Origin of the sequence: Agrobacterium tumefaciens, from assembly GCA_025560025.1 — a bacterium.
GTDB lineage: Bacteria > Pseudomonadota > Alphaproteobacteria > Rhizobiales > Rhizobiaceae > Agrobacterium.
This window is the reverse complement of sequence record CP048486.1, coordinates 1897126-1910165: the sequence shown is the minus strand read 5'-3', so window position 1 is coordinate 1910165 and position 13040 is coordinate 1897126. Positions and strand designations below refer to the sequence as shown.

Annotated in this window: 11 protein-coding genes; 3 read left to right on the top strand and 8 right to left on the bottom strand. The window is 60.5% G+C overall.

The features are described from left to right. Positions 1-121: 121 nt before the first annotated feature. The 3 genes from FY152_22630 to FY152_22620 all read right to left on the bottom strand — a co-directional run bounded on the left by FY152_22630 (position 122) and on the right by FY152_22620 (position 4446). On the bottom strand, positions 122-1075 hold the full coding sequence (locus FY152_22630; protein ID UXS34891.1) for a sugar-binding transcriptional regulator: 954 nt from the start codon (positions 1073-1075) through the stop codon (positions 122-124). 308 nt (positions 1076-1383) lie between these two features. Then, complete coding sequence (locus tag FY152_22625) at positions 1384-3234, bottom strand: ABC transporter ATP-binding protein (GenBank protein ID UXS34890.1); 1851 nt, start codon at positions 3232-3234, stop codon at positions 1384-1386. Between the two features lie 48 nt (positions 3235-3282). Then, a complete protein-coding gene (locus FY152_22620) occupies positions 3283-4446 on the bottom strand; it encodes an amidohydrolase (GenBank protein UXS34889.1) in 1164 nt (387 codons plus the stop codon). Between the two features lie 306 nt (positions 4447-4752). Between FY152_22620 and FY152_22615 the strand changes: the two genes are divergently transcribed. The 3 genes from FY152_22615 (at position 4753) to FY152_22605 (ending at position 8528) form a co-directional block, all read left to right on the top strand. After that, on the top strand, positions 4753-6462 hold the full coding sequence (locus tag FY152_22615) for a peptide ABC transporter substrate-binding protein (protein ID UXS34888.1): 1710 nt from the start codon (positions 4753-4755) through the stop codon (positions 6460-6462). 142 nt (positions 6463-6604) lie between these two features. Further along, complete coding sequence (locus FY152_22610; GenBank protein UXS34887.1) at positions 6605-7615, top strand: ABC transporter permease; 1011 nt, start codon at positions 6605-6607, stop codon at positions 7613-7615. Then, positions 7608-8528 (top strand): ABC transporter permease, encoded by a 921-nt coding sequence (locus FY152_22605; protein UXS34886.1) that lies wholly within the window; start codon positions 7608-7610, stop codon positions 8526-8528. The genes FY152_22610 and FY152_22605 overlap by 8 nt, the downstream gene beginning before the upstream one ends. A gap of 151 nt (positions 8529-8679) precedes the next feature. On the opposite strand, the gene FY152_22600 is transcribed toward FY152_22605, so the two are convergent. The 5 genes from FY152_22600 to FY152_22580 all read right to left on the bottom strand — a co-directional run bounded on the left by FY152_22600 (position 8680) and on the right by FY152_22580 (position 12982). Then, the gene (locus tag FY152_22600) at positions 8680-9030 is read right to left on the bottom strand and encodes a ribbon-helix-helix domain-containing protein (GenBank protein UXS34885.1); all 351 of its coding nucleotides are present in this window, start codon (positions 9028-9030) and stop codon (positions 8680-8682) included. A 69-nt stretch (positions 9031-9099) separates the two neighbouring features. Continuing rightward, on the bottom strand, positions 9100-9666 hold the full coding sequence (locus FY152_22595; GenBank protein ID UXS34884.1) for a DJ-1/PfpI family protein: 567 nt from the start codon (positions 9664-9666) through the stop codon (positions 9100-9102). A 96-nt stretch (positions 9667-9762) separates the two neighbouring features. Further along, positions 9763-11160 carry an amidase gene (locus FY152_22590; GenBank protein UXS34883.1) on the bottom strand — a complete coding sequence of 466 codons (1398 nt, stop codon included), beginning with the start codon at positions 11158-11160 and terminating at the stop codon, positions 9763-9765. 53 nt (positions 11161-11213) lie between these two features. Continuing rightward, positions 11214-12035 carry an ABC transporter permease gene (locus tag FY152_22585; protein ID UXS34882.1) on the bottom strand — a complete coding sequence of 274 codons (822 nt, stop codon included), beginning with the start codon at positions 12033-12035 and terminating at the stop codon, positions 11214-11216. After that, entirely contained in the window at positions 12032-12982 is a 951-nt protein-coding gene (locus FY152_22580; GenBank protein UXS34881.1) for an ABC transporter permease, read from the bottom strand. The genes FY152_22585 and FY152_22580 overlap by 4 nt, the downstream gene beginning before the upstream one ends. Positions 12983-13040: the final 58 nt, after the last annotated feature.

Sequence of the window (13040 nt, the reverse complement as noted above, 5' to 3'; positions counted from 1 at the left end):
ATGAGCATTCGCTTTGCTCTGGGGCATTTACTCACCCGTGGCCGAAAAATGTCAAGCGACTTCCTGTGCTGCGACGCACATGGAAAAATCAAGCCATTGATTTTATGATATTAATTTTTGCTCAATGCGTGAGCAAATATTCACTTGTCACTTCATCAGTGATGAGGCCGTTCAGAAGTTCACCCCTCAGCGCCGCCAGAATCGAGGCATTCTTGCGCGCGCCCTGCGCCATGCCGATGACGGTGCAGGTCTCTCTTGAAGGGATGGGAACGGAGGCGACGCGCTCGTTGACGGAATGCTCGAGAATGCGGCCATTGGCATCATACATCCAGCCGCAGATCTCGCCGACGGCACCGCTTGCCATCAGCGCCTTCATCTCATCGACACCGAGAAAACCATCGACGCAGAGCGGCGCGTTTTCACCGAGTTCGCCGACACCGACGAAGGTGACATTGGCCGCAGCACCCAGCGCCAGCGTGGAGCGCACCATGGACTGGTCGTGCAGCAATTCGCGTTCCTCCGCAGAGGAGCACAAAACCGGCAGCGGCATTGGAAAATGCCGGGCCTTGATGGCATCGGCCATGCTGAAGATGACGTTATAATACGCGGCCGAGCCATCCGGCCCGATATTGCCCGTCAGTGAGACGATGCGATGCTGCGGGCACTCCATTGGCGGCAGCTGGTCGACGGCGGCCTTCAAGGTACGGCCGGTACCGATAGCGAGCACAATGGGATCGGCATTTTTCAGCCAGCGTTCGATTTCCGCCGCCCCGGCCTCGGCAATGCCGACAGTGGAGGAGACGCCGGCCGGATCGCTCGGCACCACCTCGATATATCTAAGGTCGAATTTTTCCTTGAGCCGCTCGGCTTTCTCGAGACAGGCGGCGATGGGGTGATCGAGCCGCACCTTGATCAGCCGTTCGGCAACGGCAAGCGACACCAGCCGCTGCGCCGATTGCCGGGAAATGCCCATGGCGGCGGCGATTTCATCCTGCGTGCGGCCGGCGACATAATAAAGCCAGCCGGCACGGGCCGCATCGTCCAGCCGTCCATGTGCGTCGTTTCGTCTGGCCATGCCGCTGCCCTCTAGGAATTATGCTTGCGCATTTGCTGGCATTTTTTTGCGTCGGCTGTCAAACGGGGGATGCGGAAGAGAGCGTGCGGTGGACTGAAAAATGCATTGGCACAACGGTGCGGCGCGCTTCTTCTCCCCGAGGGGGGAGAAGGTGGCCCGAAGGGTCGGATGAGGGGGAAACGTTAGCGATATACGGAGAACTTGCCCCCTCATCCCGCTGCCGCGACCTTCTCCCCCTCGGGGAGAAGAAATGCGCGGCACCCACTCGGTCCCTTACCAGCCCTCAGCCCGAAGCCGACACTGTTCGATCACGCCGCTTCCTGCACCAGATGCCCTGCGGAAACCTCTCGGTAATGGCGCTGCGGCGGCACATAATCCACCGGCCGGATCGGGCTTTTGATCTCATCCGTCGCCATGTTGCGCCGGATCTGCCGCCGCGCCGGGTCCGGCACCGGAACGGCAGACATGAGCTTTTTCGTATAGGGGTGCTGCGGATTGTCGAAAACCGCCGCGCGCGGCCCGATTTCGACGATCTCGCCGAGATACATCACCGCCACACGATGGCTGACGCGCTCCACCACTGCCATATCGTGCGAGATGAACAGGAAGGCCAGATTGAGGCTTTGTTGCAGGTCGAGCAGCAGGTTGCAGACCTGCGCCTTGATGGACACATCGAGCGCAGACACCGCCTCATCGGCGACGATGACCTTGGGGTCGAGCATCAGCGAGCGGGCAATGGCGATGCGCTGGCGCTGGCCGCCGGAAAATTCATGCGGGAAACGCCGCATCATATCCGGGCTTAGACCCACTTTTTCCATCAGATCCGCGGCCTTTTCACGCGCCTGCGGCTTCGTTCCCAGCCGATGCTCGATGAAAGGTTCCATGATCGCCGTACCGATGCTCATGCGCGGATCGAGCGAGGCGAAGGGATCCTGGAAGATCATCTGCACGCTGCGGCGCATGGTGCGCAGCGTCGTCTTGTCGAGCTTCAGGACCTCGTAACCGTCGAGCGTCACATTGCCCGAGGTAGGCTCGATCAGCCGGGTGATCGACCGCCCCGTGGTGGACTTGCCGCAACCCGATTCTCCGACGAGAGACAGGGTTTCCCCCTCGGCGAGATCGAAGGAGACCTTTTCCACCGCATGCACGGCGCCGGATTTGCGGCCGAAAAGACCGGAACGGATATCGAAACGCGTGGTCAGGTCCTTCACGGAGAGAATGGGCGTGCGCGAACCGGATACCGTGTCCTTCACCTCCACCACGGGCTGGCTCTCGCCGGTCTTGATATCGATGATCGGGAAACGGGCCGGCAGCACGCGCTCCTTCATCGAGCCGAGCTTCGGCACCGCCGAAAGAAGAGCGCGCGTATAGGGGTGGCGACCGCGGTGGAAGATATCGTCGGTGGTGCCGGTTTCCACCACATCGCCGCGGAACATGACGATGGTGCGATCCGACACTTCCGCAACCACGCCCATATCATGGGTGATGAAGAGAACGGACATGCCCTCTTCTTCCTGCAATTGCTTGATCAGGTCGAGGATCTGGCCCTGAATGGTCACGTCGAGCGCGGTTGTCGGTTCGTCGGCGATCAGGAGCTTCGGTCTGGAGGCGAGCGCCATGGCGATCATCACGCGCTGGCGCATGCCGCCGGAAAACTGGTGCGGATAATCGTCGAAACGGTTCTTCGCATTGGGAATGCGGACCTTTTCGAGCAGGCGAATGACCTCCGCCTTCGCAGCGGATGAGGAAATATTCTGATGTACCGTCAGCGCTTCGGCGATCTGCTTGCCGATTGGAAAGATCGGGTTGAGGCTGGTCATCGGTTCCTGGAAGATCATCGAAATGTCCTTGCCGCGAACCTTGCGCATCTCCTCTTCCGGAAGGGCAAGCAGATTGCGCCCGCCCAGCATGACCTTGCCCTCGATGCGGCTGGTCTTCTTATCCAGAAGCCGCATAATCGACAGCGACGTCACGCTTTTGCCCGAGCCGCTTTCCCCGACGATTGCCACCGTCTCACGCGGCGCGATCTCGAAACTCATGTTGCGGACCACGGATTTCCAGCCGCCATCGACGCGGAAGGATGTGGTCAGATTTTCAACCGAAAGAACCGGGCTTACCGAGCCGCCGGTCTGTTCCATGGACGTTGCCGCCAAAAGCATGCCGATCTCCTGAAAAGCGAAAGGCGGCCATGAAGGCCGCCGGATGTCTTACGCAGCAAGCGCGGTTTCGGCCATCGAGACCCAGTAGCTGATGCCATAGGGCAAGGCGTCGTCGTTGAAATCGTAAGCCGCATTGTGAAGCCCGGCGGTATCGCCATTGCCGATGAAAATGAAGGCGCCGGGGCGCGCTTCCAGCATGTAGGAGAAATCCTCCGCCCCCATATGCGGGTTGGGATTGGTGTTGACGGCATTTGCACCGGCCACGCCCATCGCCACGCCGGTCGCGAATTCGGTCTCGTCATTGTGGTTGAAGGTGACGGGATAACCGCGGTCGTATTTCACCTCGGCCGTCGCGCCATGCGCCATGGCAGTGGCGGTGGCCACTTCCTTCAGGCGCTTTTCGGCAAAATCGCGGGTTTCCGGCAGCAGGGTGCGTACCGTGCCCGTCAGCGTCACCGAACCGGGAATGACATTGCCCGCGGTGCCGCCGTGGGTGGTGGCGACGGTGACGACGAGCGATTTCAACGGGTCCGTCTCACGCGAGACGATGGATTGCAGGGCGATGATGATATAGGCCGACGTCAGAACCGGATCGATGGAAAGATGCGGCGCGGCCGCATGGCTGCCCTTGCCGGTAATCGTGATCTCGAAGGCATCCGCCGCCGCCATGGTCGAGCCCTTGCGAATGGCGAATTGCCCGACGGGAATGCCGGGCTCGTTATGCATGCCATAGACCTGTGAAATGCCGAACTTCTCCATCATGCCGTCGTTGAGCATGGCAAGCGCGCCTGCCCCGCCCTCCTCCGCCGGCTGGAAAATGACCGCGACGGAACCCTTGAAATTGCGGGTCTCGGCCAGATATTGCGCCGCCCCCAGAAGCATGGCGGTGTGCCCGTCATGACCGCAGGAATGGGCCTTGCCCGGAATTTTGGAAGCCCAGGGCTTGCCGCTGGTTTCCAGAATCGGCAAAGCGTCCATGTCGGAGCGGAAACCGATGGTGGGGCCATCCCCGTGCCGCCCCCGGATGATGCCGACGACGCCGGTCTTGCCGATGCCGGTCTCGACGATGTCGCAGCCGAAGGAGGTCAGTTTTTCGGCCACGAATTTCGATGTTTCGAAGACATCGTAAAGCAGTTCCGGCGTCTCGTGCAGGTGGCGCCTCCAGCCGGCAACATCTTCCTGCATCTCGGCCACACGGTTCAATATCGGCATTCCCATTTTTCCTTTTTTTGTTCCCCGCCGGGTTGTCGGGAGCCATATTGCGTTTGGAATTTCTGCTTTTGCAAGTATGAATTTTGCTGCATGAGCGAAAAATAGGCCTAAAGGCGAATGGCACAAATTTTGTTCATCAATAAAAGTTTGGGGCTTGCTTTTCAAAAAAACTGACAATAGCATCATCGGGAATGGAGGATTATTCCTTAGCAAAGTCAAATACTTACAAGAACAGACCTTGCACATGACGACGGGAAAAGCGTCAAACATTCAAATAGATAAAATCCAAAAAAGGGGAAAACAACAATGAAGAAGCGCAGCGTTCTCTTTGCCAGCACGGTGGCGGCCATGGCTCTGGCAGGCTCTGCCGCCCATGCCGAGCGTGGCAGTGACGGCGAACTGAAAATCCTGTTCTGGCAGGCCGTATCGACACTTAACCCTTATCTTTCTGCGGGCACGAAGGAAGTCTACAGCTCGTCCATGGTGATTGAGCCGCTGGCGCGCTACGACGAAAAGGGCGAGCTGGTGCCGATGCTGGTCACCGAAATTCCGACGGTCGACAATGGCGGCGTCGCGAAGGACCTGCTCAGCATGACCTGGAAGCTGAAAAGCGACGTGAAATGGTCGGATGGCACACCGTTCACCGCCGAGGACGTCATTTTCACCTGGAAATATTGCCTTGCACCGGATGGCGGCTGCGCGCAGGCGGCGCAATATGAAGGCGTGAAGAATGTCGAGGCCGTCGACGCCCATACCGTCAAGATCAGCTTCACCGAACCGAAACCTTACCCCTATTCCGCATTCGTCGGCGCGCAATCGCCGGTTATCCAGAAGAAGCAGTTTGAAAAATGCGTTGGCGCTGCTGCGCCCGGCTGCACTTCCGCCAATTTCGGCCCCATCGGCACCGGCCCCTTCGTGGTCAAGGATTTCAAGCCGAACGACGTGATCAGCTTCGTCGCCAACACCAATTACCGCGACCCCGCCAAGCCCGCCTTCGCCACCGCAACCCTGAAGGGCGGCGGCGATGCCGCTTCTGCCGCGCGCGCCGTGCTGGAAACCGGCGAATTCGACTATGCCTGGAACATGCAGGTGGAGCCGGAAGTCCTCGCCACCATGGTGGCTGCCGGTAAAGGCAAGCTGGAAACCGCCTTCGGCACCCAGGTCGAACGTATCAATCTCAACTGGTACAATCCCGATCCGTCGCTCGGCGACAAGCGCTCCACCAAGGAGGGCGGCCCGCACCCGGCCATATCAGACCCGGCCGTGCGCCGTGCGCTTTCGCTTGCCATCGACCGCGATATCATCGACGAGGCCGGTTATGGTGAGGCGGGCAAGCCGACCTGCAATATCGTGCCGGCGCCGGAAGCCTTCGCTTCCACCAAGAATGACAGCTGGTGCCTGAAGCAGGATGTGGAAGGCGCAAACAAGCTGCTGGACGATGCCGGCTGGGTAAAGGGTGCGGACGGCATCCGCGCCAAGAACGGCGTGAAGCTCTCCTTCCTCTACCAGACCTCCACCAATTCTGTTCGCCAGGCCACGCAGGAACTGGTGAAGGACATGTGGTCGCAGATCGGCGTCGCTTCCGAGCTGCGCAATGTCAGCGCCTCGGTCTTCTTCGGCGGCGACCCGGCAAGCCCGGATACCTTCCAGAAATTTTATGCCGACGTCGAAATGTACACCAATAATTTCGACGGCACCGACCCGGAAAAATATCTGGCGGAATGGCTGTGCGACAAGATCCCGGCACCCGCTAACGGCTGGCAGGGGCAAAACATTCCGCGTTATTGCAACCCGGCATTCGACAAGCTGGTCGGCGAACTCTCCAAGACCGCAGACCTTGCCAAGCGCGGTGAAATTTCCAAGCAGCTGAACGACATGCTGACGGAGGAAGGCGCGCATATTCCGCTCATCCACCGCGGCAGCGTTTCCTCGCATTCGCTGACGCTGGAAGGCGTTCGCATGAATGCCTGGGATTCGGAACTCTGGAACGTCGCGGACTGGTCCCGCAAGAAGTAACACGCAGATGCGCCGGCTTCTCCCCCGGAGAGGCCGGCCTTCTGCATGCCCCTGGACCATGATCTGAAGACACATTTGCCGCGTTAAGGCGAAAACGCTCCCAATTTTCGTCCTGCCGCGCTCTGGGTCTGGAGAGTTTCAGATGTTTACCTTTACGCTCCGGCGGCTTGCCTTTGCCGTACCGACGCTGCTCGTCATCAGCTTCGTCATCTTCGCGCTGCTCGATCTTGCGCCGAACGACCCGACCGGCGATCTGCCGCTCACCATCCCGCCGGAAGTGCGTGAGCAAATCCGCGCCTCGCTTGGCCTCGATCAGCCCTTCTTCATCCGTTACCTGATGTGGCTGCAGCAATTCTTCATCAACGAACCGCTGAACCTCATTGAAAGGCTGACCGGCTGGCAGATCGGCGATGGCAGCCGCATGCGGGTGCTCTCCTGGGCGACACGCAGCCCGGTGGTCGATCTCGTCATTCAGCGCATGCCACAGACATTGTGGGTGGTAGGCCTCGCCTATCTCTTCGGTGCGCTGCTGGCGATCCCGATCGGCGTGATTTCCGCCTACAAGCAATATTCGATCTTCGACCAGATCGGCACCTTCGTCTCGATGGTCGGTTATTCGGTGCCGACCTTCTTCACTGGCGTGCTGCTAGTCGTCATCTTCAGCTCCTACCTGCAATGGTTCCCTTCCGTTTATGATACCAATCTTCAAGTGACAGACTGGGGAAGTTTCGTGGCGCAGGTGAAGCAGATGTTCCTGCCCGTGCTGGTGCTGACGCTCTACAATGTCTCGCAGATCAGCCGCTTCGTGCGCGCCTCGATGCTGGACAATCTGCACCAGGATTATGTGCGCACCGCACGCGCCAAGGGCGTGAAGGAAAAATCCGTGCTGCTCATCCACGTGCTGCGCAACAGCCTGATCCCGGTGGTGACGGTGATTGCGCTCGGCGTGCCGACGATCTTTTCCGGCGCCATCATCACCGAGCAAATCTTCCGCGTGAACGGGCTTGGCCAATTGCTGATCACCGCCGTTCAGGGCGCGGATATTCCGCTGGTGCAGACGCTGACCTTCATTTTCGCGGTACTGATCGTGCTCTTCAACCTGATTGCCGACGTGCTGTACGGCATTCTCGACCCGAGGATCCGCTATGACTGACGCCACCATCGCAGCGCCGACGGTTGCGGCCACCCCCACGCAATCCGCCCTTGCCGATATCTGGAAACAGTTCCGCGTTCACAAGGGCGGCGTGGCAGGGCTGATCGTTTTCGTCTTCATCCTGCTTGCTGTCTATGTCGGCCCCTATATCCACACCGTCGCGCCCAACGCCATCAATGTGAGGGAGCGCAACCAGTGGCCATCATGGGCGCATCCCTTCGGCACCGATAATCTCGGCAAGGACATGCTGGCGCAGGTTCTGGCCGGCGGCCGCATCTCGCTTGCCGTCGGTATCACCGCCATGCTGCTGGCGCTGTTTCTCGGCACGCTGGTGGGGGTGCTGTCTGGCTATTTCCGCAGGCTGGACGGTCCGCTGATGCGGCTGACCGACCTGTTCCTGGCCCTGCCGCTTTTGCCGCTGCTGCTCGTCATCCTGATGCTGTTTCGCGATACGCTGCGCGCCGCCTTCGGGCCGGAAACCGGCATCTTCATCCTGATCGTCTTCGTGATCGGGATAACCAGCTGGATGCATACGGCCCGTATCGTGCGCGGCGATGTGCTGACGATCAAAAGCCAGGAATTCATCATGGCGGCGAAATCGAGCGGCATGCGCGAATACCGCATCATCCTCAGGCATATATTGCCGAATGTGCTGAGTTCGATCATGGTCTCGGCCACGCTCGGTATCGCCGCCGCCATCATCACGGAATCCGCGCTGTCCTTCCTCGGCCTCGGCTTCCCCTCCGATTTCCCGACCTGGGGACGGCTGCTGTTCGACGGCGCAAACTTCCTGCAACTGACGCCCTCGCGCGTTTTGTGGCCGGGGCTGGCGATCTCGCTGACGGTTCTGAGCGTCAACTATATCGGTGATGCGGTGCGCGATGCGCTCGACCCGCGGGCGCTGAAGAGCTGAGGAGACGCGTTCCTGCGTCACAAGAACCTCTCCACGTCATCCTCGGGCTTGACCCGAGGATCCATTGCCACACGTGATGGTGGATCCTCGGGACAAGCCCGAGGATGACGTCGAATGCACGTTGACCAACTATCAAGCGCAAAGTTGCCACCTAGTGGTAATTCACCTGCTCTGCCTCAAGGATGCTGTCCGCATCCAGTGCCGCAATCGGAATATCGCTGCGCGCCGGAATATCGCCGGAAAGCTGAAGCGCCAGATAACGCCCGCAGCAAACCCGCAGGAAGGAGGTGAAATTGCCGAGATCGTGCCCGGCATCGATCGATTCATTATAGAGCTTGGCGATCAGCTGCACGCTGTTCATGCCGTCACGCCGCGCGATCTCGTCCAGCGTCGACCAGAAGAAGTTTTCAAGCCGCACGCTGGTGACCATGCCATCGATCCTGAGCGATCGCGTATGGCTCTCCCAGAGCGTCGGGTCTGCCTTGATGAAAAGCTTGCACATGGTTTCCTCCCTTACCACGCCTGAAAGATAGGCGGAAAACGGGGCCGGAAAAAGCCCCGTTTCGCTGGCCTATTTGCCGAGCACGGCCATGAATTGCGAAAGCCAGGCCGGATGCGCCGGCCATGCGGGCGCCGTTACCAGCTTGCCGTCGGTAACGGCCGCATCGATGGCGATATCGGCATAGGTGCCGCCCGCCAGTTCCACTTCGGGGCGGCAGGCGGGATAGGCCGAGCAGGTGCGGCCCTTCAGGACGCCCGCAGCCGCGAGCAATTGCGCGCCATGGCAAACGGCGGCCACCGGCTTGTCGGCCTCGAAGAAATGTTTCACCGCAGTCAGCACATCCGCATTGAGCCGCAGATATTCCGGCGCGCGGCCGCCGGGAATGACCAGCGCATCGTAATCCGCAACCTTGATATCGGCGAAGGTGGCGTTGAGCGCGAAATTATGGCCGCGTTTTTCCGAATAGGTCTGGTCGCCCTCGAAATCATGGATGGCCGTGGCAATGGTCTGGCCCGCCTTCTTGCCGGGGCAGACGGCGTGCACCGTGTGGCCGACCGCGAGCAGCGTCTGGAACGGCACCATGGTCTCATAATCCTCGGCGAAATCGCCGGTGATCATCAAAATCTTCTTCGGCATGTCTGCTCCTCCCGTTTTCGAATGCCTTTGGGCACCCTAACAGGCGGGATCGAGATGCGGGTATTATGGCAATACTACAAGCCCGATAAAGGTGGATCAGCGAGCCTGCGGCGGCTGCGGCCAGCGTCTCACACCGCCGCCCCAGTTCTCGAAGGCCTTTGAAAGCTTCAGCACGAACAAATCCTCGTAACGCGGCCCGACGATCTGCAAGCCGATGGGCATTCCCGATCTGGAGAAGCCGCAATTGATCGAGGAGGCCGGCTGTTCCGACATGTTCCACGGCACCGTGAAGGCGATATGTTCGAAGGGGAGTTCGGGATCATTGGTGGGCGAGGCCCAGTCGGCCGGATAGGACACGATGGGATTGACGGGTGAAATCACAACATCAACGGACTGCATCAACCGCCCGCAAGCCTTACGCATTTCCATGGTCTGGTTGAAACCGAAAACGGCGCGCGCGCCGGAAATATCCGCCCCCTTCTGCGCCCATTCATGAATATAGGGAAGGATCGCGGCGCGACGGTCCGCGCTCAGCGCCGCCATGTCGCCCCAGAACTTCGCCCGCCAGAAATCGTCCAGCCCGTCCAGCATTTCCCGCGTCAACACCGGCTCGACCGGGATGACGATAGCGCCGGCAGCCTCGAACAGTTTTGCGGCGGAAAGCACGGCGTCGCGCACCTCTTCGTCCAGCGGCAGGCCGCAGCCGGCATCCAGCATCAGGCCGATTTTCAGGCCTTTTACATTAATATCGAGGTTCATCCAGTTGATATCGTTGGGCGGCAGCGCCGTGCCATCGCGCCAGTCGGGACGCGAAAGCGTCGCCATGGCATAGGCGGCATCGGCAACGGTGCGGGTCATCGGTCCGGCGCAGCGGCCGGTATAATAGGGATCGACCGGGATGCGGCCTTGGCTCGGCTTGAAACCGAACAGGCCGGTCCAGCCGGCCGGCAACCGCACCGAGCCACCGATATCCGTGCCGATATGCAGCGTGCCATAACCTGCAGCCCCGGCAGAGGCCGCACCGGCGCTGGAGCCGCCGGGGTTCTGGGTGGGGTCCCACGGATTGCGGCTGAGCTTGTGGAAACTGGAAAGACCGGAGGACAACATGCCGTAGTCCGGGCAGGTCGTCTTGGCGTAAATAATCGCGCCATCCTCACGGCAGCGGGCGGCCACCGGCGCGTCGTCGACCGCAGGCACCAGTTCCACCGCTTTGGTGCCAAGCGGCACCGGATGGCCTTTCGTGGCGATCAATTCCTTCAACGAGACCGGAATGCCATCGAGGGCCCCGCGCGTTTCGCCTTTTTGCCAACGTTGCGTCGAGGCCAACGCCTGCCTGCGTGCATCCTCCGGATCGTAAGCATAAAGTGCATTCACCACCGGTTCGAAAGCATCGATACGCGCCTCCACCGCCTGCCAATATTCCGATGGCGAAAGCTTCTTATCCCGGTAAAGCGCCAGGATTTCGAGCGTGTTGAGGTCTATGAGATCGGTCATGGCATCGTCTCGTCAGAAAAACAGGAAATAAGGGCGATATCGGCTTGAAACGGTCAGCTGGTATCGCGCGGGTCCAGCAGGTCGCGCAGGCCGTCGCCGAGAAGATTGAGGCCGAAGACGGCGAGCGCGATCGCAAGGCCGGGCATGATGGCGAGCCAGGGTGCCACGCCAAGATAGGTCTGGGCATCGGCCAGCATCCGCCCCCAGGTGGCGGCGGGCGGCGGCATGCCAAGACCGAGGAAGGAAAGGCCTGCTTCCGTCAATATCGCAAGACCGAGCTGGATCGTCACCTGCACGATGATCTGGTTGGAAATATTCGGCACGATATGGAAAAGCGTGATCTTGGCGCGGTTCTGGCCGATGCTGGTGGCGGCGGTGACATATTCCCGCGACCATATCTGCAACGCCGCCCCCAGCGTCAGCCGGGCAAAGACCGGCACCATGAAGGTGGCGATGGCGATGATGGCGGTAAAACGGCCTGTGCCGATGAAGGCGCCGAGCATCATGGCCGACAGGATGGGCGGCACGGCGAAAATGATGTCGCAGATGCGCATGACCACGGTTTCGGTGAAACCGCGCAGCGCCGCAACCGCAACGCCGATGGTCGTGCCGATAAATGCGCCAATGGCGACGGCGGCGATGGAGGTGGAGAGCGAATTCCACGCACCGGCCATCAACATCGACAACACGTCGCGGCCGAAATGATCCGTGCCGAGGCCGCCATAAACGAAGGGCGATTTCAGCTTCTGGACGATCTGCATCTTTGTGGGGGACACCGGCGTCCAGACCAGCGACAGCAGGGCGACTGCGACCAGAAAGACCGTGACGGCGATGCCGAGGGCAAAGGCGGGGCGGCGACGGATCAATCGCATCATCGCGCACCTGCCCGCAGTCTCGGATCGATGAAGAGATAGGCGATATCGACCACGAAATTCATGACGATCACCAGCGCCGAGAAAAACAGCACAACGGATTGCATGACGACGATATCGCGCTGGGTCAGCGCCTGGTAGGCAAGCCGCCCGAGACCCGGCAGGTTGAAGACATTTTCCACCAGCACCGCGCCGGCAATGAGGAAGGTGAATTGCAGGCCGATCATGGTGACGACGGGGATCATCGCATTCGGCACCGCATGCCGCCACAGCGCCACCCGCTCGCTCAGACCCTTGGCTCGGGCAGTGCGCACGAAATCCTCATTCATCACTTCCAGCACGGCGGAGCGGCAGACGCGTGTAAGAACTCCGGCCTGCGACAGCGCCAGCGCGACCGCCGGAAGGATGAGCGCCGTGAGACCCGCTGAAAAGCTCGGCGTCCAGCCGGGAAAACCGCCGGCCGGCATCCAGCCGAGCGTGGTGGAAAAAACGATGATGAGCAGCAGGCCGACCCAGAAACCGGGCACGGCAATGCCCACATGCGAAAACAGCCCGGCCGCAAAATCCAGCGCCCCGTTACGGCTCCGCGCCGCCGCCACGCCGAGCGGAATGGCAATGGCCACCGAAAGGCAAACGGCCAGCAGCGCAAGCGGCAGGGTAACGGCGAGCCGCTCCAAGATCAGCCCCGCCACCGGCACGCCATAGGTATAGGATTGCCCGAGATCGCCATGAAACACGCCGGCCAGCCAGTGGAGATAACGCAGCGGCAGCGGCTGATCGAGGCCCATCTGCTTCTGCAGCGCCGCGAGCGTATCGGGGCTCGCCGAGGTTCCGAGCATGATGGCCGCCGGATCGCCCGGCAGCAGGCCCATGACGACATAGATGATGAGGGAAACGGCAAACAGGGTGATGACGAGGCTTAAAAGACGCCGGATGAGGACGGCTAACATCTGGCATCTTCTCCTTGCTTTGTTTCGCCTGCGGTCGAAGGTCCAGTTATCTCTCTCC